General features: G+C 69.5%; 26 protein-coding genes. 10 read left to right on the top strand and 16 right to left on the bottom strand.

What is annotated here, in order from left to right:
- The first annotated feature begins 329 nt into the window (after positions 1–329).
- Positions 330–506, top strand: coding sequence for a hypothetical protein (locus tag AB0H64_RS41555; protein WP_357636515.1), 177 nt, complete (start codon positions 330–332; stop codon positions 504–506).
- Between the two features lie 87 nt (positions 507–593).
- Here AB0H64_RS41555 and AB0H64_RS41560 read toward each other — a convergent pair whose 3' ends face one another.
- The 3 genes from AB0H64_RS41560 to AB0H64_RS41570 all read right to left on the bottom strand — a co-directional run bounded on the left by AB0H64_RS41560 (position 594) and on the right by AB0H64_RS41570 (position 1,957).
- On the bottom strand, positions 594–968 hold the full coding sequence (locus AB0H64_RS41560; RefSeq protein WP_357636518.1) for a nuclear transport factor 2 family protein: 375 nt from the start codon (positions 966–968) through the stop codon (positions 594–596).
- 132 nt (positions 969–1,100) lie between these two features.
- On the bottom strand, positions 1,101–1,406 hold the full coding sequence (locus AB0H64_RS41565) for a DUF952 domain-containing protein (protein WP_357636521.1): 306 nt from the start codon (positions 1,404–1,406) through the stop codon (positions 1,101–1,103).
- A complete protein-coding gene (locus tag AB0H64_RS41570) occupies positions 1,403–1,957 on the bottom strand; it encodes a GNAT family N-acetyltransferase (RefSeq protein ID WP_357636523.1) in 555 nt (184 codons plus the stop codon). Before AB0H64_RS41570 ends, AB0H64_RS41565 begins: the two co-directional genes overlap by 4 nt.
- Before the next feature lie 91 nt (positions 1,958–2,048).
- Between AB0H64_RS41570 and AB0H64_RS41575 the strand changes: the two genes are divergently transcribed.
- The 7 genes from AB0H64_RS41575 (at position 2,049) to AB0H64_RS41605 (ending at position 8,832) form a co-directional block, all read left to right on the top strand.
- Entirely contained in the window at positions 2,049–3,407 is a 1,359-nt protein-coding gene (locus AB0H64_RS41575) for an FAD-binding oxidoreductase (RefSeq protein ID WP_357636525.1), read from the top strand.
- Between the two features lie 60 nt (positions 3,408–3,467).
- A complete protein-coding gene (locus tag AB0H64_RS41580; protein ID WP_357636528.1) occupies positions 3,468–4,445 on the top strand; it encodes a radical SAM protein in 978 nt (325 codons plus the stop codon).
- Positions 4,446–4,605: 160 nt separating this feature from the next.
- Positions 4,606–5,973 (top strand): hypothetical protein, encoded by a 1,368-nt coding sequence (locus AB0H64_RS41585; protein ID WP_357636531.1) that lies wholly within the window; start codon positions 4,606–4,608, stop codon positions 5,971–5,973.
- A 104-nt stretch (positions 5,974–6,077) separates the two neighbouring features.
- A complete protein-coding gene (locus tag AB0H64_RS41590; RefSeq protein ID WP_357636532.1) occupies positions 6,078–6,809 on the top strand; it encodes a phytanoyl-CoA dioxygenase family protein in 732 nt (243 codons plus the stop codon).
- On the top strand, positions 6,806–7,369 hold the full coding sequence (locus AB0H64_RS41595; protein WP_357636536.1) for a GNAT family N-acetyltransferase: 564 nt from the start codon (positions 6,806–6,808) through the stop codon (positions 7,367–7,369). Before AB0H64_RS41590 ends, AB0H64_RS41595 begins: the two co-directional genes overlap by 4 nt.
- A gap of 52 nt (positions 7,370–7,421) precedes the next feature.
- Positions 7,422–8,282: an SDR family NAD(P)-dependent oxidoreductase gene (locus AB0H64_RS41600; protein ID WP_357636539.1), complete on the top strand. Its 861-nt coding sequence runs from the start codon at positions 7,422–7,424 to the stop codon at positions 8,280–8,282.
- 10 nt (positions 8,283–8,292) lie between these two features.
- Positions 8,293–8,832, top strand: a complete 540-nt coding sequence (locus AB0H64_RS41605; RefSeq protein WP_357636542.1) for a MerR family transcriptional regulator — start codon at positions 8,293–8,295, stop codon at positions 8,830–8,832.
- A gap of 105 nt (positions 8,833–8,937) precedes the next feature.
- Here the strand turns inward: AB0H64_RS41605 and AB0H64_RS41610 are convergent, their stop codons facing one another.
- From AB0H64_RS41610 to AB0H64_RS41660, 11 genes are all read right to left on the bottom strand, one after another.
- Entirely contained in the window at positions 8,938–10,125 is a 1,188-nt protein-coding gene (locus AB0H64_RS41610; RefSeq protein ID WP_357636545.1) for an Ig-like domain-containing protein, read from the bottom strand.
- Between the two features lie 202 nt (positions 10,126–10,327).
- Positions 10,328–12,520, bottom strand: coding sequence for an ATP-dependent RecD-like DNA helicase (locus tag AB0H64_RS41615; protein WP_357636548.1), 2,193 nt, complete (start codon positions 12,518–12,520; stop codon positions 10,328–10,330).
- Positions 12,521–12,629: 109 nt separating this feature from the next.
- Entirely contained in the window at positions 12,630–13,187 is a 558-nt protein-coding gene (locus AB0H64_RS41620; RefSeq protein ID WP_357636551.1) for a hypothetical protein, read from the bottom strand.
- The gene (locus AB0H64_RS41625) at positions 13,187–15,106 is read right to left on the bottom strand and encodes a hypothetical protein (RefSeq protein WP_357636554.1); all 1,920 of its coding nucleotides are present in this window, start codon (positions 15,104–15,106) and stop codon (positions 13,187–13,189) included. The genes AB0H64_RS41620 and AB0H64_RS41625 overlap by 1 nt, the downstream gene beginning before the upstream one ends.
- A gap of 93 nt (positions 15,107–15,199) precedes the next feature.
- The gene (locus AB0H64_RS41630) at positions 15,200–16,135 is read right to left on the bottom strand and encodes a hypothetical protein (protein ID WP_357636556.1); all 936 of its coding nucleotides are present in this window, start codon (positions 16,133–16,135) and stop codon (positions 15,200–15,202) included.
- Complete coding sequence (locus AB0H64_RS41635; RefSeq protein ID WP_357636559.1) at positions 16,132–16,560, bottom strand: hypothetical protein; 429 nt, start codon at positions 16,558–16,560, stop codon at positions 16,132–16,134. The genes AB0H64_RS41630 and AB0H64_RS41635 overlap by 4 nt, the downstream gene beginning before the upstream one ends.
- A 12-nt stretch (positions 16,561–16,572) precedes the next feature.
- On the bottom strand, positions 16,573–17,022 hold the full coding sequence (locus AB0H64_RS41640; RefSeq protein WP_357636562.1) for a hypothetical protein: 450 nt from the start codon (positions 17,020–17,022) through the stop codon (positions 16,573–16,575).
- Positions 17,015–17,278 carry a hypothetical protein gene (locus AB0H64_RS41645; RefSeq protein ID WP_357636565.1) on the bottom strand — a complete coding sequence of 88 codons (264 nt, stop codon included), beginning with the start codon at positions 17,276–17,278 and terminating at the stop codon, positions 17,015–17,017. Before AB0H64_RS41645 ends, AB0H64_RS41640 begins: the two co-directional genes overlap by 8 nt.
- A 159-nt stretch (positions 17,279–17,437) precedes the next feature.
- Positions 17,438–17,866 (bottom strand): SsgA family sporulation/cell division regulator, encoded by a 429-nt coding sequence (locus AB0H64_RS41650; protein WP_357636568.1) that lies wholly within the window; start codon positions 17,864–17,866, stop codon positions 17,438–17,440.
- Positions 17,867–17,907: 41 nt separating this feature from the next.
- Positions 17,908–19,470 carry a hypothetical protein gene (locus AB0H64_RS41655; protein WP_357636570.1) on the bottom strand — a complete coding sequence of 521 codons (1,563 nt, stop codon included), beginning with the start codon at positions 19,468–19,470 and terminating at the stop codon, positions 17,908–17,910.
- On the bottom strand, positions 19,467–19,829 hold the full coding sequence (locus tag AB0H64_RS41660; protein ID WP_357636572.1) for a WhiB family transcriptional regulator: 363 nt from the start codon (positions 19,827–19,829) through the stop codon (positions 19,467–19,469). Before AB0H64_RS41660 ends, AB0H64_RS41655 begins: the two co-directional genes overlap by 4 nt.
- A gap of 160 nt (positions 19,830–19,989) precedes the next feature.
- Between AB0H64_RS41660 and AB0H64_RS41665 the strand changes: the two genes are divergently transcribed.
- Positions 19,990–20,826, top strand: coding sequence for a GntR family transcriptional regulator (locus tag AB0H64_RS41665; RefSeq protein WP_357636574.1), 837 nt, complete (start codon positions 19,990–19,992; stop codon positions 20,824–20,826).
- Positions 20,827–20,834: 8 nt separating this feature from the next.
- On the opposite strand, the gene AB0H64_RS41670 is transcribed toward AB0H64_RS41665, so the two are convergent.
- Together AB0H64_RS41670 and AB0H64_RS41675 are read right to left on the bottom strand one after the other, a co-directional pair.
- Positions 20,835–21,551 carry a 5-formyltetrahydrofolate cyclo-ligase gene (locus AB0H64_RS41670; RefSeq protein WP_357636576.1) on the bottom strand — a complete coding sequence of 239 codons (717 nt, stop codon included), beginning with the start codon at positions 21,549–21,551 and terminating at the stop codon, positions 20,835–20,837.
- A gap of 13 nt (positions 21,552–21,564) precedes the next feature.
- The gene (locus tag AB0H64_RS41675; RefSeq protein ID WP_357636577.1) at positions 21,565–22,731 is read right to left on the bottom strand and encodes a helix-turn-helix transcriptional regulator; all 1,167 of its coding nucleotides are present in this window, start codon (positions 22,729–22,731) and stop codon (positions 21,565–21,567) included.
- 382 nt (positions 22,732–23,113) lie between these two features.
- On the opposite strand from AB0H64_RS41675, the gene AB0H64_RS41680 reads away from it, so the two are divergent.
- Positions 23,114–23,959: an SAM-dependent methyltransferase gene (locus tag AB0H64_RS41680; protein WP_357636579.1), complete on the top strand. Its 846-nt coding sequence runs from the start codon at positions 23,114–23,116 to the stop codon at positions 23,957–23,959.
- Positions 23,960–24,244 lie beyond the last annotated feature (285 nt).

Genomic DNA, 24,244 nt, shown 5'->3' on the forward strand with positions numbered 1-24,244 from the left:
GCTCGATAATGAACATTATGTCAAGTAAGCCCGGTTGTGACGGTGCGTGAGCATGACGGAACGCTTGACCATCGGTGAATTTCCTGTCCCCCGGCGCCTGTGGCGTTTAGGGTGGGAAGCCTGCTATCGCGCCGCGAGAGGAGCAGCACGTGGGGACCGAATCTGTTTTATGTCCGGTGTGCCAGGGGGTTCTGCCGGCCTCCGGCCGGGAATCGTACACCGCCCTGCGGGGCCGGTTGATCGTGACGAACGGTTACTGCGCAGGCGGGTGCGAGGAACGGCGGGCCGTCACGGAGCCGATCCGGCGGATGCCGCGTCAGGCTCCGGCGATGCCTGGCGCGGGTCAGGTTCCCGCTGGTGGCGCTGTGGTCGCGCCGGTCCCCCAGGGTGCGGCGCCGCAGCACGGCCCGCAGGCGCACGGCGTTCCGGGGCATGGCGCGCAGTATGAGCCGTACGAGCAGGTGGCCGAGGCGCGGCTGGCGCCGGTCGTGCGGATCTCGGGCTGACGGTCCGGCGCTGACGGGTGCGGCGCCGAGGGGTGCGGCGCTGAGGGTGCGCGACCGCTGACGCGGTGTGGGGTGCCTGTCCCCCGTTTACTGGTGGCCTTCGGTGGTGTGCCAGTAGTCGCGGGTGCGTACGGCGAGGCCGCGGGCGTCGAAGGTGGCGAAGACGCAGCCGGCGAGGGTGACGGGTGTGCCGTTGTCGTGGGCGTGGACGTGGAATTCGATGGCCGCGTGGTCGCCGTCGACGATGGGGGTGGCGAAGGTGACGTGGGGGTCGGTTTCGCCGGTGAAGGACCAGCGGATGTAGTCGGCGATGGCGCCTCTCCCCCGGTGTGGCGGGCGGAAGGGCATCGAGGTGTGTTCGGCGTCGTCGGCGTAGAGGGCGATGATGCTGTCGGCGTCGTGGTGGGTCCAGCCGTGTTGCCAGGTGTCGGCGAAGCGTTGTGCTGCGGTCCGCGGGTCCATGCGGGCCATTGTGGCGGTTCGCTGCGGCGGTTCGCGGCGGTTCGCTGGGTTTTGGGGGGGCGGTCCGGGGGTGCCACTCCCCCGGGTTCGCGTCGGCGGCTGAGCCCCGCTTTCGAGCCCTTGTTCGAATGGTCAGGTGGTGGGCGGCTCGTAGGGGCGGGTGGCGGTGACCGCGGTGAGCGGGATGGGTCCGTACACGTGGGGGAAGCCGTTCTCGACGCGGACGTCCAGGCCGGTGGGGTCGATCTCCAGCACCAGGAGCGGCTCGGTGACGCCGGTGTAGAAGGCGTCGTGGACGCCGTGGAGCTGGGCGGGGTCGCGGCTGCAGTGGATGAAGCCCTCCTGTTCGAGGGTGCGGCCGAGGGTGGAGACGCGGTAGTCGCCGGCGGCGCGGGCGGCGTGCCAGTCGGCGGCCAGGGCGAGGTGGAGGATGGTCATGGGGTCCACTCGCTGTCGAGCATGGCGTAGATGACCTCGTCGGTCCATTCGCCCTTGACGTGCTCGTTGTGGACGAGGTGGGCCTCGCGGCGCATGCCGATCTTCTCCAGGACGCGGGCGGAGGCGGTGTTGCGGCCGTCGAGGCGGCCGACGAGGCGGTGCAGGCGCAGGCCCTCGAAGCCGAGGCGCAGGAGCTCGCGGGAGGCTTCGGGGGCGTAGCCGTGGCCGTGGTGGTCGGGGTGGAAGATGTAGCCGATCTCGCCTTGGCGGTGCTCCTTGCTCGTCCAGATGAGGATGACGGTGCCGATGAGCTCGCCGCTGTCGCGCAGGGTGACGGCGAGGTTGAGGGCGTCGCCTTCGTCGGCGATGGCGGTTCGGCTGATCTTGGTGTCGAGTCCGGCGCGGGTGGCGTCGAGGTCGCGGGCTTCCCAGTAGAGGTAGCGGGTGACGTCGGGCCGGGATTCGTAGGCGTGGACGGCGTCGAGGTCGGAGGGGGTGAACGGGCGCAGGAGGAGACGCTCGGTGGTGAGGGGGTAGTCGGGTTTGAGCACGGAGGAAGTGTAGAGAGGAGGGCTGGGGGGTGGCGAGTCGTTTGTGGTGTCTCGTGTCGGGTGCCGGGGCGGGTCCGAGCGGGGGGCGGCAGTGAGCCCGGCAGCGAGCTTGGAGGGGTCGCTCGTCTGGCGGGGCGAGGCCGGGTATGAGGACGCCCGGGCGGCGCTGGTGTGGAACGGGCTCAAGCCGGGGCGTTTTCCTGAGGTGATCGTCCGGGTGGCGTGCGAGCGGGACGTGGCGGTGGCGGTCGGGATGGCGCGTTCGCGGGGGCTGCCGGTCAGTGTGCGGTCCGGCGGGCACAACTGGATCGGCTCCTCGCTTCGTGAGGGCGGCATGGTCGTCGACCTGTCCCGGCTGGCGGGGTGGTCCGTCGACGCGGCCTCGGGGACGGCGTGGGTGCAGCCCGCCGTTCGGGGTGGTGATCTGGCTCGGGGGCTGGCCGGGCGTGGGCTGGCGTTCCCGGTGGGGCACTGCGGGTCGGTCGCGCTGGGCGGCTACCTGTTGAGCGGCGGTATGGGGTGGAACCCGGGGGTGTGGGGGCCGGCGTGTGCGAGTGTGCTGGAGATCGAGGCGGTGACCGCGAGCGGTGAGACGGTCCGGTGCGGTGAGCGGGAGAACGCCGACCTGTTCTGGGCGGCGCGTGGTGCGGGGCCTGGTTTCTTCGCCGTGGTGACGCGCTTTCGGGTGCGTCTGTGGTCTCTGCCGGCGGCGATCGTGACGAGCAGGTATGTGTTCGCGGCGGGCGAGGCGGGGCGGGTGGCGTCGTGGGTGGAGGAGATCGCGGCGGTGCTGCCCGCGTCGGTCGAGCTGAGCGTGACGGTGGGGGCCGCGTCGCGGGAGGGTGCGTCGCGGGAGGGTGAGGGGGCGGGTGAGGTCGCGGTCACGGCCACCTGTTTCGCCGGGTCGCGTGCGGAGGCGGCCCGGTCGCTTGAGGCGTTTCGCGCGTGTCCGTTCGCCGGGCGGTCGCTGGATCGGCAGGTGGAGGAGCCGGTGAGTTTCGCGGGGCTGGCGCAGGGGTCGGCGGGGTCGTGGCCGCAGGGGTATCGCTACGCGGCGGACACGTTGTGGTCGAGGCGGGGGGTGGCGGCGTTGCTGCCGGTGCTGGCGCGGGAGGCGGCTGTGGCGGCGTCGGGCAGGTCGCACATCCTGGCGCAGCCGGTGCCGCGGATGCCGGTGCTGCCGGACATGGCGTTCGCGGTGCTGGGCCGCAGTTGTGTGGTGCCGTACGCGGTGTGGCGGGACGCGGCGGGTGACGCGGCGAACGTCGGCTGGTTGCGTGGGGTGATGCGGGCGGTGGAGCCGCTGGGGTCGGGGCACTACATCGCCGAGGCGGATCTGCTGGCCGATGCTTGCCGGGGGCGGCGATCGTTCACGGCGGGGGCGTGGGAGCGGCTGGCGGCGGTGCGGCGGCGGTGGGATCCGGACGGGGTGTTCGCGGCCCTGCTGTGAGCCCGGGCTGTGAGCGTCGGGCGGTGAGCGTCGGGCGGTGTGGGTTGAAAAGGGAGTCGAATGCGTGTTCCACTGGACGGTGTGGGCTGGGACGCGCTTTCGCTGGTGGACGCGGTTGACGATCGTCCGCTGATCGAGCGGCGTGCGGTGCTGCGTGGCGGGTTCTACGAGATGCAGGCGCGTACGGCGATCGAGCGGGTGCCCGCGGGTGCGGGGGTGGCGCAGCGGTGGGCGGTCTCGCCTTATCGGGGTTGTGCGCACGCGTGCCGGGGGTGCGGGGCGCGTGGCGGGCATCGGCGGCTGGGGTTGGACGCGGGGCGTGATTTCGACACGCGGGTCGTGGTGCGGGCGAACGTGGTGGAGCGGTTGCGGGGTGAGCTGGCGCGCTGGGGTGGTGAGCCGCTGGCGGTGGGTGTCGGGGGTGACTGTTACCAGGAGGCGGAGCGGACGTATCGGTTGATGCCGGGGGTGGTGCGGGCGCTGGGTGAGGCGGGGGTGCCGTTCACGGTGTACACGAAGAGTCCGCTGGTGTTGCGGGACGCGGAGTTGCTGGTGGCGGCGGGTGCGCGGGTGGCGGTGTCGATCGCGTTCGTGGACGAGCGGATCCGGCGGGCGGTGGAGCCTGGTGCGGTGGGGGCGCAGGCGCGGCTGGAGTTGGTGTCGGCGCTGGTGGAGGCCGGTGTGGAGTGCCGGGTGCTGATGGCGCCGGTGTTGCCGTTGCTGAGTGACGCGGCTGATCAGCTGGCGGCGACGGTGCGGCGGATCGCGGCGGCGGGTGCGGTGGCGGTGGAGCCGGTGGTGTTGCGGCTGCCGGTGGGGACGCGGTCGTGGTACCTGGAGTGGCTGGGTGAGGCGCATCCGGGGTTGGTGGCGCGTTATGAGGAGTTGTACGACGGGGCGGGGGTGCCGTCGCCGGAGTACGAGGGGCGGATCACGGGGCAGATCGAGCAGTTGTGCCGGGTGTACGGGATGGCGTGCGGGGTGTGGGAGCCGGTGGGGCGGCGGCGTCCGGGTGGGGAGCAGTTGGAGCTGGTCTGATCGGGGGTTTGGGGGCTTGTGGGGGGTGTGGGGGGTGGTGTTCCGCTCCTGTGGGTGTTCGGTGCCGATCGGATGTCCGTAAGCCTCGATTTGGGTCACTTTTTGCGGTTATGGTGGCAGCCTCTACCGGGATGATCTTTGTTCGGGAGGCTGAACCCCCGTGTCAGGCTTAACATCGAAGGCCCCGAAGGCACTGGCCGCGAGCGTCGCGGCGTTCGTGGTGGTGATCGCCGGAGCCGCGACCGGGACGGCGGGCGCGTCCGCCGCGACCGCCGACGACCCTGTCGAACCTGCCGTCTACTACCTCGACAGCGTCGCCGGCAACGACAGCGCCGCGGGCACCTCGGCCGACGCGCCGTGGAGGACGCTGGCCAAGGCGTCGGCCCTGCGGCTGGCGCCGGGCTCGAAGCTGCTGCTGAAGAGGGGCGGGTCATGGTCGGGGCAGCTGGCGATCAGCGGCTCGGGCTCGGCGGAGGCTCCCATCGTCGTCGACGCCTACGGCACGGGTGCCGCGCCGATCCTCATGGGTGACGACGAGGCGTGCGTGGACCTGCTGGGCAGCTACATCGAGGTCTACCACCTGCAGGTCGGCGTGAGCCGTGACCAGGGTCGCTGCTCGTGGGCCGGGATCAAGGTGGGTGGCAGCCACAACGTGGTGGAGCAGAACCTCATCACCGGCGCGGCGGCGGGCGTGTACATCGAGACGAGCGCCCGCTACACGGCGGTGACCGCCAACGACTTCGTCGACAACAACTACATGAGCAAGCTGACCCCTCCGGAGGAGCACTCCAACGACGACTCGGGGGCGTTCGCGATGCTGGTGCAGGGCGATGACTCCAACATCGGGTGGAACACCATCACGGGGTCGGTGGCCTTCAGCTACGACTACGAGTTCGACGGCGCGGCGGTGGAGATCTTCCTGGGCTCGCGCAACTGGGTCCACCACAATCTGGCGATCGACAACGACACCTTCACCGAGCTGGGTACCAGCCGTGAGGACGACGGCACCTCCAACGACCCGGACGGCACGTCGGGCAACGTGTTCGAGTACAACGGGATCTACGGGTCGCGGGCCCGCTCGGGGCTGGTGACGCGGGGGCCGGTGCACGACGACGGCCGGATCGAGACCAACGGGCCGGTGTTCGGCACGGTGTTCCGCAACAACACGATGAACCTGCCCAACGCCGACGCCGAGGGCGTGGTGTGTGACGCGAGCTGCACCAACCAGCATCTGACGTTGTCGCAGAACATCGTGCTGGCGGGCAAGAAGAGCGCCTACGCCGATCCGGCGTTCACCGCCAGCGACCACAACGTCTTCTACGGCGGGCAGTTCCAGATGTCGGCCGGGACGGCGAACGTGCGCAAGGATCCGAAGTTCGATCCGAACCGGCCGTTGCGGCTGCTGTCCACCAGTCCGGCGATCGGGCTGGGCGTGAAGAAGTTCAGCGACGTCGACCTGGACGGTGTGGCGGTCGGGAGGGACGGGCGGATCGAGGCCGGCGCGTACGAGTACGTGGCCGCGAGCTGACCGGTGGTGGTTCGTCCCGTCGCCTGCCGTGGGCCGGCCGGGCGGCGGGACGTACCGGAGAAAATCGGGGGAAGTCGGTGGCCGGCGCTGCTAGCGTGCGGCGCATGGATGTGATCGACGTCGAGCGGTTCGTGGCGGACGGGTTCGCCAAGGTGGAGGGCGCGGCGGCGCGTGAGGTGGGCGACGAGGCGCGGGCGTTGCTGTGGCGTCAGATCGGGTTGTCGCCGCAGGAGCCGTCGGGGTGGACGCAGCCGGTGGTGTGGGCCTCGGATCTGACGGGTGAGGGGCCGTTCGGGACGCTGGTGCGCAGTGAGCGGCTGCGGCGGGCGCTGGACGCGGTGGCCGGGCCGGGCGGCTGGGTGCCGTGTGGGGCTCTGGGCAACATCCCGGTGCGGTTCCCGGACGTGGCGCCGGCCGACGACCGTGGCTGGCACGTCGACGCCAACACCCCGGAGGCGGACGGCGGCTGGAAGGTGAGCGGGCGGCCGCACACGCTGCTGCTGCTGGTGCTGCTGTCGGAGGTGGGTCCGGACGACGCGCCGACGCGGATCAGGGTCGGCTCGCACCGGGACTCGGTGGCGGTGCTGGGCGAGGCGATGGACGCGATGGTGGCGGGGCCGTTGCTGGAGGAGGCGAGCCGGGGCCGGGCGGAGGCGTACGCGACGGGCGCGCCTGGTGACGTGTACGTGGTGCATCCGTTCACGGTGCACGCGGCGCAGGAGCATCGGGGGCGGCGGCCGCGGTTCATGGCGCAGACACCGGTGTTCCTGAAGGAGCCCCTCTCCCCCGCCGGCGGGTCGCCGCTGGCGCGCGCGGCGTGGGGGGTGCCGGCGTGAGCGAGACGGCCGGCCGCGTGGGCGGCCCGGAGAGCCGGGTGGAGAGCCGGGTGGACGGCGGGGTGGAGGTCCGGGCGGGCGGGCCGGGGGATGTGGCGGCGGTGCTGGCGATGTTCGACAGCGCGGTGGCGTGGCTGGTGAGCCGGGGCATCACCGGGCAGTGGGGTGAGCGGCCCTTCACCGGGGACGAGCGGCGTACGGAGCAGGTGCGGCAGTGGGCGCGGGGTGGTGGGCTGCGGATCGCCGAGGTGGGCGGTGAGCCGGCCGGGTGCGTGAGTGTGGGGGCGCCGCCGGCGTACGTGCGGCCTGCGGAGGTGCCGGAGTTGTATGTGCAGGCGCTGGTGGTGGATCGGCGTTTCCCGGGGATGGGCGTGGGTGCGGCGTTGCTGGATCGGGCGCTGGCCGAGGCCGGTGAGCGGGGGGTGGCGGTGCTGCGGGTGGACTGTTATGCCGGTGGGGACGGCCGGTTGGTGCGCTGGTACGAGGAGTGGGGGTTCGAGCGGGAGGCGCCGTTCACGGTCGGTGAGTGGCCGGGGATGGTGCTGCGCCGCTCCGTGTAGGGGGGCGGGCGGGTTTGCGTTCGAGCGCGCTCGAAGGCCTAGCGTCGTCGTCATGACGACACAGACCTGGATCATCACCGGCGCGTCGCGTGGTCTCGGGCGCGCGCTGGCGGAGTCGGCGCTGGCGGCGGGCGATCACGTGGTGGCGGCGGTGCGCCGGCCGGAGAGCGTGGCCGACCTGGCGGGGAGCTACCCGGAGCGCTGCCTGGTGGCCGCGTTCGACGCGCGGGACGTCTGCGCCGCCGACGGCCTGGTGCGGGACACGCTGGACCGCTTCGGTCAGGTTGACGTGCTGGTCAACAACGCGGGCCGGGCCGTGGTCGGGGCGGTGGAGGAGGTCGGCGACGCGCAGTTGCGTGAGCTGATGGATCTGCACCTGTTCGGGCCGGCCGCGCTGGTGCGGGCGGTGCTGCCGGCGATGCGCGCGCGGGCCGCGGGGACGATCGTGCAGATGAGCAGCCAGGGCGGGCGGATGTCGTTCCCCGGGGTGTCGGCGTACTCCGCGTCGAAGTTCGCCCTGGAAGGGTGGTCGGAGGCGCTGGCCGGGGAGGTGTCGCCGTTCGGGATCCGGGTGATGATCGTGGAGCCGAGCCGGTTCCGGACCGGGTTCAACGCGGCGGACGTGCTGGAGTTCACGCAGGCGTCGGAGACCTACCGGGACCTGCTGGCCGGTGTGCGCGTGGACATGGCCGGGAGCGATGGTCTGCAGGAGGGCGACCCGGTGCGGGCGGCCGAGATCATCGTGTCCCTCGTGCACGGTGAGGAGGTGCCGTTGCGGCTGCCGCTCGGGCGGGAGGCGGTCGAGCGGATCTCGGGGGCGTACCGGCGTGGCCTGGAGGAGGTCGAGCGGTGGGCCGAGGTCGCCCGCAGCGCCGACTTCGAGGATGTGCCCGCCTCGGCCCGGCCGGTCTAGGGTGGTGGGCATGGCCACTGACGATCTGATGTCCAGGGCGCTGGAGACGATCGGGGAGGACGGCCCGCTGTCGGTCGAGGTGATCCACCGCCTCACCGACCTGGCCGATGTGCCCGACTCGATGATGATCACCGAGGTTGCCGACCTGCTCGATGTCTCGCCGCACACGCTGCGCTACTACGAGCGGGCGGGGCTGGTGGAGGTGGCCCGGGACGGCAACGGTCACCGGGTGTACGACGCGCGGGCGGTGCGGCGGCTTGTGTTCGTGACCCGGATGCGGCTGTCGGGGATGGCGATGCGTGACCTGCAGCATTACGTCTCGCTGGTCGACGCCGGGGAGCAGACCGTGCCGGAGCGGCTGGACATGCTGGTGGAGCACCGTGACACCATTCGCCGGCGGATCCGTGAGCTGTCTCTTTCGCTCGCGGCCACCGAGTACAAGATCGCTACGTACGGGGGTGAGACGGGGCCGGACGTCCAGACCCTCGGCACCGGTCTCGACGCCGGTCTCGACACCGGTCTCGATCAGCGGAGGCGTCGCATCGGGTGAGGCGGCGCGGGGTGGGAAGCGGGAAGGGGGCCGGCTGGTGCCGGCCCCCTCGTGCTGCGTCGCCACCTCGTGCCGGGTCGCCCCTTGTGCCGGGTCGCCTCGGTGTTACAGGGCGCTGCCCTTCTTCCACTGCGAGAACGGCATCTGCCAGAAGCCCCAGCCGTTGTTCCATTCCAGCTCGCGGTCGGTGCCGGTGATGTCGACGACGTCGCCGCGCTGCATGGTGCTGTAGAACCACTTGGCCTGGTCGGGGCGGGCGTTGACGCAGCCGTGGCTGACGTTGCGCACGCCCTGGGCCCAGACGTTGTCCTTGGCGTGGACGTACTCGCCGGAGTTGGAGATGCGGACCGCGTGGTTGATCATGACGTCGTAGTAGCCGGGGTCGCCCTTCTTGCGGCCCGGGGAGATCATGCGGACGGGGTTGCCGCGCTCCATGGTCAGGTGGACGCCGGAGGTGGTGGTGTACTCGCGGGTGGTGGCCATGCCGGCGCTGATGCGCATGGTCTGGACCCGCTTGCCGTCCTTGTAGACGTACATCATGTGCTTCTTGGCGTCGACCTTGCTGATGACCTTGGCGCCGATCTTGAGGTTGGCGGTGTAGTCCTTGACGCCGTAGGTGCCCTTGCCGGCTTTGACGCCTTCGATGTCGGCGGTGAAGGTGACCTTCTGGTGGGCGGGCCAGTAGGTGGCGGTGCGGTAGATGACGACGGTGTCGTTGATCCAGCGCCAGGCGCCCTTGACGGGCTTTTCGGCCTTGACGCGCAGGGCGCGTTCGACGGCGGCCTTCTGGGTGACGGGCTGGTTGAAGGTGACGATGATGGGGGCGCCGACGCCGAGGGTCTCGCCCTTGGCGTTGGGGGTGACGTCGGCCACCTGGAGTTCACGCTCGGGTTTGATCGTGGTGAAGGCGCTGGTGGCGGTGGTGACGCCGGACTTGGCGCTGACGGTGTAGCCGGTGGAGGGCTTGAGGGTGCCCTTGGAGACCCAGCGGGTCTTGTCGGCGTTGTAGGTGCCGGTGATCTCGTCGTCGGATTTGCCGGCCTGGACGGTGATCTCGTCCAGGGTGCCGCCGGAGGCGGTGACGACGATCTTCTTGTCCGGGCTGACCTTCGCGCTGCCTTCGGCGGGCGATATCGTGATCGTCGGCGCCTGAGGCGTGGCGGACGTGGTGGCTTCGGATGCGCCGGCGTTGCCCGTGGCGGCGTTGCCGCTGGAGCACGAAGCCGTCAGGGCCGCCGCGGCGAGCAGCGCGATGCCCGCGGTGGGCTTCTTCCAACCAGACGCGATGTTCAAGTCTGTCCTCTCCCCCATGGCAGCACCTAAAAACCTTAATGCTGATGCATGTATGACGCGGATTCATTTGGGAGAGTTCGGTCACATTTAGGTCACTTGTTGCAGTCAACCGCAGGTCAGGGCAGGGTCAAGTACGGGTAAAGGAATGACCGTAAAGGCTTCCGCGTCGGCCGTGCGACAACTCCGGTGATCCGCCGTGCGATCAGCGGCGGGTGAGGCGGTGGGTGAGGCCGGTGTGGCGGCGCCCGGCGCCCTTGGTGCGCACGGCCTGGGCCAGGGCGCGGCGGGAGCCGACGATGACGACGAGCCGCTTGGCGCGGGTGATGGCGGTGTAGAGCAGGTTGCGCTGCAGCATCATCCAGGCGCTGGTGGCCAGCGGGATGACCACGGCGGGGTACTCGCTGCCCTGGGAGCGGTGGATGGAGACGGCGTAGGCGTGGGCCAGCTCGTCCAGCTCGTCGAAGGCGTACGCGACGTGCTCGTCCTCGTCGGTCAGGACGGTCAGCTCGCTGTCGTCGGGGCGGATGTCGGTGACGACGCCGACGGTGCCGTTGAAGACGCCGGCGGCGCCCTTGTCGTAGTTGTTGCGCAGCTGGGTGACCTTGTCGCCGATGCGGAAGACGCGGCCGCCGTAGCGGCGTTCGGGCATGCCCTCGCGGGCGGGGGTGAGGGATTCCTGCAGGGCGAGGTTGAGGGCGCCGGCTCCGGCGGCGCCGCGGTGCATGGGGGCGAGCACCTGGATGTCGCGGCGGGGGTCGAGGCCGAACCTGCGCGGGATGCGGCGGGCGACCACGTCCACGGTGAGCTGGGCGATCTCTTCGGGCTCCTCGCACGGGAACAGGAAGAAGTCCTTCATGCCCGCCAGGACGGGGTGGTGGCCGGTGTTGACGCGGTGGGCGTTGACCACGACACCGGACTCCTGGGCCTGGCGGAAGATCTGGGTGAGCCGGACGCGGGGGATGTCGTGTGCGGCGAGCAGGTCTTTGAGGACCTCGCCGGCGCCGACGGAGGGCAGCTGGTCGACGTCGCCGACGAACAGCAGGTGGGCGCCGGGGGCGACGGCCTTGACGAGCTTGTTGGCCAGCAGCAGGTCCAGCATGGAGGCCTCGTCGACGACGACGAGGTCGGCGTCGAGGGGGTTGTCGCGGTCGAAGGTGGCCTCGCCGCCGGGCCGCAGCTGCAGCAGGCGGTGGACAGTGGTGGCCTCGTGGCCGGTCAGCTCGGCCAGGCGTTTGGCGGCGCGGCCGGTGGGGGCGGCGAGGATGACGCGGGCGCGTCTGGCGCGGGCCAGGGTGACGATGGAGCGGACGGTGAAGCTCTTGCCGCAGCCGGGCCCGCCGGTCAGCACGGCGACCTTGCTGGTCAGGGCCAGGCGGACGGCCTGGCGCTGCTCGGGGGCGAGCTCGGCGCCGGTCTGGGCGTGCAGCCAGGCCTCGGCGCGTTCCCAGTCGACGTCGGCGAACGCCTTGAGCCGGTCGTGGCCGCCGTGCAGCAGCGACAGCAGGCCGCCGGCCAGGGACAGCTCGGCGCGGTGGAAGGGCGGCAGGTAGACGGCGGGCACCACGTTGTCGCCGGCGGGGACGTCCTCGCGTACGACGCCCGCCGCGTCGATCCCCTCGGCGGCGACCAGCTCCTCCAGGCAGGTGGCGACCAGGCCGGCGGGCACGTCGAGGATCTTGACGGCGTCGCCGACGAGGTTGGGGGCGGGCAGGTAGCAGTGGCCGTCGTCGGCGGCCTGGGACAGGGTGTAGCGCAGGCCGGCCTTGACGCGTTCGGGGCTGTCGTGGGGGATGCCGACGGCCTGGGCGATGGTGTCGGCGGTCTTGAAGCCGATGCCCCACACGTCGTCGGCGAGCTGGTAGGGGTGGGTGCGGACGACGGTGATGGACTGCTCGCCGTACTGCTTGAAGATGCGTACGGCGATGGAGGTGGACACGCCGACGCCCTGCAGGAAGATCATCACCTCTTTGATGATCTTCTGTTCGGCCCAGGCGGCGGCGATCATCTTCGTCCGTTTGGGGCCGAGGCCGGGGACTTCGACCAGGCGTTCGGGGCTGGTCTCGATGACCTCGAGGGTGTCGGTGCCGAAGTGGTCGACGATCCGTTCGGCCATCTTCGGGCCGATGCCCTTGATGAGGCCGGAGCCGAGGTAGCGGCGGATGCCCTGCACGGTGGCGGGCAGCACGGTGGTGTAGGACCACACCTCGAACTGGCGGCCGTAGCGGGGGTGGGAGGTCCAGCGTCCGCTCAACCGCAGCGACTCCCCCACCTGAGCGCCCAGCAGGGGGCCGACCACGGTCAGCAGCTCCGAGCCGGAGCGGTCGGTGGCCACCCGGGCGATGGTGTAGCCGCTCTCCTCGTTGGCGTAGGTGATGCGCTCAAGTACTGCGTGCAATTCGGTAACGATTTTATCTGCACCCGTGTCCGGCCTGCTCACACCGATGAGGCTAAGGCAGATCTTCATCACCGCAACACCATCCGCGAGCCGCCAAGCCAGCGATCTATCATGAACACGTGACCAACCCTCCCCTTTCCGCACCCATGCCCGTCCCTATCACGCGGGCAAAAGCGCTGGCATCAGCTGGCCAGCTCTTGGCCCGCGCTCGCGCCGAACGCGACGCCCTCTCCCCCGCCGAAGCGGCCAGGCTCGCACACCGGCCAGGACGCATATCCATGGAGGACCTGGAGGCTTCGATTCGCGCCCAGCGCGAGCGAGCACGGATCGTCAGGTCCCCTGGGGCTGGTTGAAGAGCGGGAACGGGAAGCGATGCCAGAGCGGCGATGGTGGACACGACCAGGACCGCGCCGCCCACCTCACCCCACACAGCCATGGCGAAAATCGCCACGTTGAACAGCAGCAACGAGCCGCCAACCGGACGGCCCACCAGCATGACCACCGCGACCGCCACGGCGACGACCACCGGCACCAGCACCTCGGTGCCCGGCGTCGGCCGGCACAGCAACGCTGTCGCCAGCATCGCCGCCAGCCACCACAGCGTCACGGCCGTCACACGCAGCGCGTGGTCGAACCACCGGGCGGGCAGCGCGGGGACTGCACTCATCACTGGCCCTCCTTCACGAGCTGGTACGAGTCGCCGGACTTCCGCACCCGGCCCGCCTTCTCCAGCGCGCGCAACGCGGCCGGGACTTCGCCGAGCGGCATGTCGCCAAGCCGTCGCCGCGCCGCCACGCACACCGCGCCGAGCTCCTTCGGGCCGCTGATCAAGGCGTGCTCGACCACGGCCTCCACGTCGGCCGACGACCACTGCGGCTTGGCGTCCGGCGCCGCCTTGGCCGGCGTCACGGCGGCCGGGTCACGCGGGTCGACGCCGCGGCGCAGCATGTCGTAGTACTCCTCGAAGAAGCCTCGCGTGATGTCGTCGAGCTGCGCGGCCGCGGGGCTGGTCGCGATGCCGTACAGGTCGCGCGAGATGGAGGCTCGCCACTTGCCGCCGGGCCGGTTGTCGACGCCCTTGATGAAGCCGAGGCCGTGGGTCTTCTCCCGGGTGCCTTCCCAGAACTCCGGCAGCGACGAAGGGTCGGCTGCCAAGCCGACCATGTGATGGTCCTGGCCCGAGCCGGTACGGAACGCGGCCACGCTGCCGCCGCCGGACAAGTTCGAGCGGAGCGTGTTGGAGATCGGCTTGCCGCCGAAGTTCTCCAGGCCCAGGTTCTGCGTGAACACGTCGATCGAGCCGCCCGGCTTCCGCCACGTCTTCGCGGCCGTGGCCAGGAACTCGGTGGCCTGCGCGCCGACCTCGGGATCGCCCAGGAGGAGCGGCAGCTCCTCGACCATGACGTACATCAGCACCAGGCCACCCAGGTCCGGATCGCCGGGCACCAGGAACGACTTGCCGTGTCGCTCCCGGCTCTGGTCGTCGACCCACGGGGCGTGCGCGATGTGCTGCGCGCGGCGGCCCATCACGTAGTCGAGCGCCTGCAGCTCAGCCCAGCACTCCTGCACACCCTCACGGCTGATGGCGGTGCGTCCGTTCCAGTCGGGCTGAGAGCTGCCGTCCTGGGCGTCGAGCAGCACGGCCACGGCCAGAGGGCACTGGTGCACCAGCGCCAGCTTGGTGCCGCCAAACCCCGACTTGCCAGCGCCGGTCGAACCGCAGTTGATGCCCATCTGCGCGCCCGCCGACGTGGTCCAGAAGCTCCAGTGGGTGGGTTTGAGGTCGAAGAAGTAGCCGACGCGGGCGACGCCGGTCTTCACGTCGACCGCTGCGGCGTCGTCCTCCAGATAGCGCACCTGCCGCAGGTTGTCGCCCCGTTCAACGACGGTGACCCGTGCGCCGGAGTAGTCGCCGCCGGGGGCCGGCCCGAGCTCGACCTGGTCCTTAGACACGCGGCGCGCCGACGCGATGGTGCCCGTCGCCTTGGCCATCTTGTCCAGCTCGGTCTTGCCGGGCACGCCGACGACGACGGCAGTGAACCCGCCCGGAACGGGCTCCGGGTTGGCGAGGCGGGTCCCAACGAACGCCTGGTGGTTCGGGACAACGGTCTCCTCCCACCATGCTTCAACACCCGACACGGAGCTCTTCGGCAGGGCCTTCGGCTGGACGGCCCGGCGGTGCGCCGACCGGTACAGGCCGTACCAGTAGGGCACCGACCAGACGATGCCGACGACCCACAGCACCAGCGCGATCAGCCCGTACGGGCCGACGAACGTGGCGACCAGCAGCCACATGGACCCCGCCACGGTCCGCTTCATGGCGGGCTTCTGGCCACGCCGCCGCGCCTTCACCATGGTCACCCCTGCGGCGAGCACGACGGCCGTCCCCGTGACCTCCAGGCCCAGGCCGGTCGCGTCGGCCAGGACGGCGGTGGTCTGGATGGTGGCCAGCCACGCCACCGGCCTCGCGTACGCCATGCGCCTGCGCTGCCGGCGCTTGATACGCCGGATGGCCCGGCGCACCTTCCGCGGTTCGGGCTTATCCGTCTCGGGTTCGGTCTTGTTCTTGGCGGCGATGGCGGCCATGAGAGTGCGCTCCCTTCCGAGCGTCAGGGGTGATCGCTCTGCTCCGGGAACCCGCCACGACGACGCCGTGGCGGGAACCCGCAACCTCAGCGGTCACGCGGTGGCGGCAGCTGCCGCGTCGGCCGCGATCTGCTCCGCGACGCTGGCGGCCTGCCTCAGGAGGTCCTGCAGCACGGCGGCGTTGCCGAGCAGGTGCGAGTGCTGGGCGATCAGGTCGCCCATGCTCGCGACCAGGGCATTGCTGGTGTTGACGAGCCCGTTCAGGTCGTTGGCCATCTGGGTGTGTGCGAGCGAGTAGCTGGTGAGGCCGGTGGCCTCCTGAGCGACTGCCATGTCAGTTCCTTCCGGTTGGGGCGCCTGCTCGGCGCCAGGGTTGTCGATTTCTGCTTGCGTTTTTGCTTGCGTGTTGGTCTCGACGGGGGTGCGGGTGAAGCGCAGCTCCTGGCCGCAGTCGCACTTCTTCGTCGTGCTGTCCTGGCTCGGCTGGAGCATGACGGAGTGCTCGGCGCCGCACCTCTCGCACTCGGTCGTCGCGATGATGATCGTGTTCGTGATCAGCCTGCCGCCGTTCGCCACGGGCTGCCCCACGTAGGTTGGGTCGTCGTGCACGACGTCGTCGGCGGCTTGTTCGACCTCTCCGATCACCTCAGCTTCGACCTCGAGCGTGGCGTACGCGGCGCGTCCGCCCTTGACGGCTTCGAGGACGATGCGCCGGGCAGCGCCGATGGTCTTGGCCGCGCCGTAGAAGGCCCCGCCCGCCGTCACCACGGTGACGCCCAGCAGCTCCAGCAGCCCGGACGCGACGCGGGCGCGCTTCGTGCCACGCCCTTGCAGCGCCTTCTGCGCCCGGTCGTACGCCTGGCGGGTCGCCTTGTAGCCGTTGCGGAACTCCGTCGCGGCCTGGGCCTGGCCCGCCTTCCACGCGCCGGCGGTGACGGCCTTCGCGGCGGCGCGGGCGTCCGGCCGTCGCCACAGGATGACGCCGGTGACGAACACGGCGACTACCAGGGCGAGGATCAGCATGGTCATTTCGACCCCTCCACCTGCGTCTTGAGGGTGGTGGCGTTGGAGTTGAACTGTGAGCTGATGTACGTCCAGGTGGGCCCGGACGTCATGACGACGATCGTGATCAGCGCAGGCAGCGCGAACAGGCCCCACTGCGATGGCCTTCCGATGTCCCAGTCGGACACGCCGATCAGGACCCCGATGGCGACGAGCACCAGGGCGATGACCGCAGGGACGCCGATCCACACCTCCAGCCCCCAGCTCCGCCCGAGGGTGACCAGCCAGGCGGCGATGCCGATGAAACCGAACCCGCCGAGGACCATGAGGATGGCGACGAGGAAATGAATCTTCCGGAACAGCGTGCCGTTTCTCATGACCATGATCGCGGGAGCGAGGGGGATAGCGGCGACCACGACGCCGCCGACGACCAGACCGAATGAGAGTTCCATGAGGATTGCCTTTCAGGCGAGAACGGCTGTGAAGAGGTACACCACCGCGCCGACGACCACCACGGCGGTCAGTAGCGCTGGAAAGCGGATGATCAGGAGCAAGGGCTGCAGGGCGAGGTTCGCCAGGATGACCGGCACCCCGTACACGCCGTAGCCGATCCTCAGGAGGATGGCCTCCCGGACGAACTGCGGCGGGTCGATGAAGTACTGCCGGACCAGCGTCGCGATGCTCGCGGGTCGCTGCCCGAACAGGCCATCGCCCACCACCATGTCGTCGAGCAGCTTCTCCAGCCAGGGCCGCATCTCGGCGGCGACCACTGACCAGACGGACACCACGCCTTCGGCCGGCTCGTCCAGCTGGGCGGGAACGGCGTTGTCGACCGGCGCAGGGAACGGGCCGACGACCACGTTGTCCTGCTGCTCATCGCCGTCGTCGTCGGCAGGCAGTCTCAGCTCATACACGGCTGCTGCCTCCCTTCCTGGCCTTGAGATGTTCGAGGTGCTTCTTGTTCAGGTCGGCGGCGATGGCCCGCATCTGCTTGGCCAGGTCCAGGCTGATCGCGTGGGCCTTGGCGGGGTCGCGCTTGGCGAGGTGCTTCAGCTCGGAGGCGGCCCAGCACGCGGCGAACCAGAAGCGGCGGACGCCGTTCCGCTCGCTGTTGATCCGGTCGGTGTGGTACGCCTTGCGCTCCTCCGGGCCGGTGCGGTCCTTGGCCACTTGCTACTCCTCCTGCTTACGGGCTGTGATTGTTGGTAGGCTGCGCCTCGCGCGCGTGCATGCGCGGGCGCGCGCGCTGCGCAACGCGGGCGCGCGTTGGGCCGTCCGCGAAGCTGCCGGTCAGAGCCGGGCAGGCGACGAACCGCCCCTGCAGCCCCGTCACGGAACGTCACCTTCCGGGGCTTCCACGAACAGCGCTTCCACCTCGGCGTCCCAGTCGATCCGGGACTCTTCGGTGCCGGACGGCACGAGCTTCAACGTCTCGGCCAGGTACGCGCGGACGTTGGCGGTCGGCACGCGGAACGTCAGCGGCTCCTCGGGGTTCCAGCGCAGCGTCCACAGCATCCACATCGGCTCGCCAGACGGCTGGACCATCAGGTCGTCACAGGCGGCCAGCTCTTCCAAGCCCCCCATGAGGACGTCGCGGGGCACGTCCAACGCGACGACGCCGCCGCTGACGTACACGCTCACGAACCACGGGTCGACGGGGCTGTAGTGCAGCCACGCGGTGAGGAAGCGTGAGTCGTCGTCGGCCTGCCACATCGGCAGGACCGTGCTGAGCTTGATGAGGTTGGCCTCGGGGTCCATGTCGTGTCCTTCGCGGTGTCGGGTTGGTTGGGGGTGTCGTGTCACGCCGCGTCGGGCGCGCCGCCTGAGGGCGTGTCACGGGCTGTGCCATCGGGCGTGTCACCGGCTGCGCCGTCCGTGTCGTCAGGCGTGTCACGAGGCGTGACACCGCCTGTGTCACCGGGTGTGTCACGAGGCGTGCCACCGGCCGCCGTGTCACTGGGCGCCAGCCCGGCCTGTTCGATGTACCGGTACGCAGTGCGGGGGCTGACGCCGTACTCCTCAATGGCCCTGTCACGCAGGTCCGTGACACTCAGCTGAGGGTTGGTCTTGACGAGGTCGTGCAGCCACTTGATTCGCCGCTCAAGCTCCTCCCTGCTGGGCTGTGCCGGTGTGCCACGACGCGAGCCGTTCTGCTTGCGTGACACGGTCTTCTTGGGACGTGACACACGCTGCGTCACGCGGGGTGCCGCGGGCGGCTGTGCTGCCGGTACCGCGACGCGTGACGCGGCACTGCTGGTGTCGCCCTTGCCGTTCCGCGCCGTGTCGTCCCCGCCCGTGCCACCTCCCACGACACGGCGACCAACCACGCGTCCCCCGGTCGCGAGAGCCGCCAGCGGCACAAGGTTCGCCATCGCCTCGCGGATCTCGGCGCGCGCCTGCTTCATCTCGTCGCGGGCCTCGCGGATCTCGCCCCGCACCTCCAGCCCTTCGTTCAGGCGGCTGGTCTCCAGTGCGAGCCGCTCGAAGCCGGTCGGCTCCTCCGGCTGCTGCCAGAACGCGGGCCTGTCCACCTTCGTCAGCTCGGCCGTGTTGTAGAGCGCGGCGATCTGCGCCAGCATCCGCTGCTGCTTGGCCTTGTCCTGGACGAGGCCCGTGTGCTCGACGGCGCGGTCCATCGCCTTGTCCAGCTTGGCCAGCGAGCGGGCCTGCTTGCGGTCGGAGGCGCCGGCCTCGCGCAGCGCCCGCGCCTTCTTCGCGGCGAGGGCGACACGGGTGAGGCGGCGGTGCGTGTCGACCTCGGTCGCGGTCCGGTCGCTGGACTCGGCCAGGCCAGCTCGGACGAGCATCCTCTCCGGGGTAAGTCGCCAGTTGATCCGGGTCCGGCCGGTGAGCCGCTGCCGCTCGATCGCCATGCCGCGCTCCCAAAGCCACGCGGCGACGATCGGCGCGGCCAGGCGGAACACGGCCTCGGGGAAGCTGTGCGAGTCCATCGCCGACAGCACCGCGGACAGGCCAGTCAGCGCCCACACGGCCAGGCCGTCGATGCCCGCCTTGTGGTTCTCCCGCATGTTCCGGCGGGCCCGCACCGCGCTCGTCACCATGGCGACCTCGATGAACGCGAACAGCAGGAGCTGAAGAGGGCCGTCAAAGCCGAGCACGTCGCCGGAGAAGCGCCACATTCCCTGCGCGGACACGCCGGTCGCGATGGACGCGGACACGACCGTCAGCACGTCCTCGACAGGACGCGGTGCGACGTAGCGGGCCAACAGCCAGGCGACAGCCCGACACGCCAGGCGCAGCACCACGACCACCAGCGCCAGGACCACCAGCGCCAGGACCGCGATGATCGCTGCGCTGATTGGGTTGTTGGTGATGTAGTCGAACAGCGTGGAGGGGTTCACGCGGCTTCCTCTGTGTCACTGCCAGCGGTATTGCTAGCAAGAAGGAGGTTGAGGCGCGCCCAGGGCGCGAGGCCGGCTCGAATGCCGTGCGGCGCGCAGCCGTGCTGGAGGAGGAGGTCGCCTTCCTCGGCCAGGGCCACTTCCAGGCACTCTTCGACGGTTGGGCAGCCAGCGCAGCGGGCGGCGGCGGCCTGCTGGTAGAAGCGGCGTTGGGTCGTGGCGTTGCCGCCGGGTTCGGTGTCGGGGAACCAGAGGTCGGGATCGGCGCCCGGCCTCGTGCATAGCCCCTTCTCGGTGATCAGGTCGGCGAGGAAGCGGAGCCGTGCAAGGTTCGGCGTGGGGGGCTTGGCGCATGTCATACTTCTCACAGACCTTTCAAGGTCGTGTTCTCCTGACTGGGTTGGTTGGGAAGAGCTGTGGCGGCCTCCGGTGCGGGATGGGTACCCGCTGTAGTCCGGGGGCCGCTTTTCTTTGACTCCGTCATGCTGTGTTGTTTAAACAATATGGCGTACTGGGAGCATGATTAACTACGACACGATCATTTGTCAAACGAGCTTGTGGCAACATCCTGTGATCGAGGACAACATCAGCAGGAGAGGGCGCACCGTGACATCCAGGCGCGACGAGATCGCGAACCACCTTCGCGAGCTCATCACCAGCGGCACCTACGCGCCCGGTGACGTGCTGCCCAACCGAGCCAGCCTGCTTGCCACCTACAAGACCACAACGGCCACCCTCAGCGCCGCCGTGAAACTCCTCCGCGACGAGGGCCTCATCTGGCGCGAAGCCAGCCGCGGCCTCATCGTCCAGGACCTGCGGCCCCTCTACATCGACCTCAGCATGGCCATCCCGCCCAGCAGCGGACTCGGCCCCTGGGAAACCGCCTGCCACAACGCCGGACGTACCGGCACCATGCAGCTCATCGCCGTCGACCGCGTCCCAGTCGAAGCCGACGTCGCCCGAGCCCTTCAACTCAGCGTCGGCGCGACCGTCGTCCGCCGCGACAGGCACGCGCTCCTCGACAGCCAGGCCGTCATGCTCGACACGGCGTACTACCCGCTCGCCGTCGTCGATGGCACGCCCGTGGCCGGCAGCGGCAAGGTCGATGGCGGCATCTTCGCCGCGCTCATCACTGCCGGCGTCCTCGACCCCGCGACCGCCCGGGTCCGCGAACTCATCGGGGCCCGTACTGCTACGAAGGACGAGGCCAGCATGCTACGGCTTCGGCCAGGCGTGTCCGTCCTGACCGCTGAACGCGTCACCAGAGACGGGGAAGCCCAGCCGGTGGAACTGCGTCGCCGGGTAGCGAACCCGCGGCGGATCCGGTTCCGCACCGACGACCTGCCGCTTGCCTGATCTCGGTATCAGGGCGTGGAGCGCCGTGCCGCAAGAACTGGAATCTCAGCTATCTGGTCCTCCCGTAGGTTGTCCCAGGTGATGCCCTTTGGTCGACGGGACCTCGGGCACGGGATGAGTTCCTCCGGGGTGACGATGTAGTCGACGCTGAAATCGTGCTCGGCCTCGGGAATGTCTTCGTCGATCACTTGAAGTCGGTGGACTGGCGCCACGATCACGGTCTGCGCGGTCACGAGGCCGGCCTCGATCAGGAGGGCCACCTCAAGGTCGGAGTAGCCGGCACCTTTGCCTATGCGTGCCCCAGACCGATTTACCGCGACGCTGCCGCACACCACCAGGTCGATGGGCCGCATCTGATCTATACCCACCCGGGGCGCGACTCTCCTGGCCCCCTCCTTCCCGGCCGCCTCGTCTGGAGGACCACCCAGCGAGGCAGGGTCGAGAAGGTAGAACGGCTGGAGGCTGGCCATCCTTGGTACGGCCATATAGAGCAGCTTGCCCTCGCGCAGAGCCTGTGCGCGGACGGAAAGCTGGGCGTGATCGGGATTGGCTTTCACCGTCTCCGCGCGCCGCCACGCCTCCAACTCGGCCAGGCGCTCGGCTGTCGCCTTCGCGCCGTCGAAGTCTGGGATCGTCCCGTACACATCTGGTGGTACGACGCCCGCGCTCAAGAGACGGCGCCACACCTTGTCACGGACCGCTTGCTTAGCCTGATCGATGGTCACGCCCCACCTGTCTCTACACGGTCGACATCAGGGCGAAGAGGCGGTCATGGACCTCCTGAACCCATGCCTCCCCTCGCCACTGCCGCAGTTCTCTACCGGCTGCGAACGCCAGGTTAAGACCGCCGCCGCCCCGTGTCAGCTCCACCGTGTCAATGGTCCGATGTACGGCGTCCGCGGCTTCGTCGAGCTTGCGCTGGCGAATCAGGGCGAGGCTGAGGTTGCCAAGGGCGATGGCCTGGCTCTTGCGCTTCGACTCCAACTCGGCGATGGTGGCACGCAAGATCGGCTCCGCCTTGTCGGGGAGATCAAGGAACAGGTAGCACGAGCCGGCCAGCCGGTTGAACTCGTTGATCGTGTAGTACTCCGCAGCGAGGTCCTCGACGTTGACTCTGTCGAACTGAGTCTCAGCCTTCCTGAGAGCGTCTTCGCACGCCTTGAGTTCACCCTTCATGGCGTGCCCCTCGGCGACGTGAAGTAGGGATAGGCCCATGAGTGACGGGCTGGCAAGCCTGGCCACTTCTGCCGCTTGCTGAGCCAGCGCTACCCCCTCGACTGGATCGTTGGCTCCATAGAGGGCGAGGTAGCTCTTACGCAGGATGGCGTACGCCTCCGCGAACGGATCTCGGACGTGTCGCGCCGCGCTCACCGCGTCGTCAAAGTAGGACTGCGGGGCTCGGTGGTCGTGCCTGGAGCTCGCATCCCAGATCAGTTGCCCCATGAACGTCGCCGAGGCGGCTTCCACTTCGCAGAGCGCGCGCCGTACACGGGGGTTGCTCGTCTTCTCGCGAAGGTATTTCACCTGGCCATGAACCTGCCCAGCTGGACCCAGAAGAGTTACTGACGGCGACTGGTTGTAGGAGCTGTCCAGTTCACGCAGCCGTTCATGCAAATAGGCCACAGTCACCAAATCGGCCGAAGTGGGATTATCGAGCACATAACTCATATGCTCGCTCGGCTTTTTCTCAGTGGTCGTCACGTCATCAAGCAGGGCTTGGAGCTCCACCTCTGGCACCCTAAGCGCCCGACATAGCTTGGGGCGCAAGAATGGTTGCGGTTCGGTCTCCGCTCGTTCCCATCTGTTGACGGTTGACCGTTCAACTCCAAGATGCGCTGCAAGGCTCTCCTGCGTGAAACCAGCGGCCTTTCGGCGCTGGGCGAGCCGCAGGCGCTTGGCCGCCATGACGCATACCTCCAGATATCAGCCGTGCGCCAACCATAACTCTTGCTCGCTAACCACGCAGGTCAGAAGCCCCTATGCGACATTGGTGCCTCATTTCTGCGTCATTTCCGCTGTTGGACTCTCCCACGCGAAGCGCTTACCTGGCTAGGCACGGTGTTGCTGCTGCTCGTCGCCGATTCGCGCGACCTGCGCAGCCTGCACAGATCGATTCCTAAAAAGCGGAAACCCGCCAGCTGACGCCATCACGCCGACGGGTTTCCTTGATCGCACATCGGAGGTGCGACCCAATGGACGACTGTAGAGCCACCTCACCACCGAGCGCACCGCTTCAAAAGCGCGCTACTCAGGCAGTGACGTCGCGTAGAGCGAGCCGAGGCAACCCATGATGTCCAGCTATGGCGAGTGCAACTCTCACAGTCTCCTCTCACCGCCTCCGGCTACCCAGGCCGGGGTCTACAGCGCCCTTCTCGGTGGAGGATCGGAGAAGGACGCTTACCAGACCGAGCTGACCGTCGCTGATGAGCTGGAGAACGCGGTCCCCGGCGTGAAGAAGGCTGCAGGCGAGGGGCGCAAGTTCATCGGCCGTGCTGCTCTTACCGTTGGTGAGCGGGGGCTCAGCCAGTTCATCGACCTTGGCTCGGGCCTCCCTCGGGCCCCCTATCTGCACGAGATCGTCCGTCGCGACCAGCGGGAAGCGAAGGTGGTCTACGTCGACCACGACCCGCGCGTCTGCCGCCACGGCTGGGTGCATCTCAAGGGCGAGGGCCTGGCGATGGTTCAAGAAGACATCCGCGAGATCGACAGGGTCCTGGCCAACAAGGATCTGCTCAGCATCATCGACCTCGACAAGCCCGTGGCCGTCGTACTGGGCGCGATCTGCCACTTCCTCACCGATGAAGAGACGACGCGCATCCTTGAGACGCTTCGCGAGATCTTGGCTCCGGACAGCGCGGCGATCGTTACCCATGCCACCACAGACGGGGCGACCGATCAGCAGATCGCTGCCGGCCGGGACGTCTACACGCAGGTATCGGAGATTCACCTGCGCTCGCGGCGGCAGATCCAGGACCTGCTCAGTGGCTGGGACCTCATGGAGCCCGGAGTGGTCAACCCCGCCACCTGGTTCCCTTACGACCGGTGGGCCCCCCTTGAGGCCGACCCTGAGGCGCCGCTCCACATGTACGGCGCCGTCGCCTGGCTGCTGCCGTCAGAGGGGCAGGCAGCGTGAAGTCCCAGCACTCCGCACAAGACTCCGGCCGCCAGCCGGGCACACCCCCGTCGTGCCCACCGGGAGGCGGCCGGTCGCGATGGCAGACAGAAGACCCCTCTTCGGGGCCTCCGGCTGCCGCGCACAGTGTGGCCGGCCCGGTGACCACACCCGCCGCGCCACCTGCGGGCGCGAGCCGACCGATCGATCGCCACGGTTATGGGGGCGCGGGCCCCCGTAGCCGACGCCCCCCGGCGCACCCCAGCGCCCCCGGCGCCGGGGGGGGGGCGCAAGGCCGACCCGCGG

This window comes from Nonomuraea sp. NPDC050733 (genome assembly GCF_040654215.1).
GTDB lineage: Bacteria > Actinomycetota > Actinomycetes > Streptosporangiales > Streptosporangiaceae > Nonomuraea.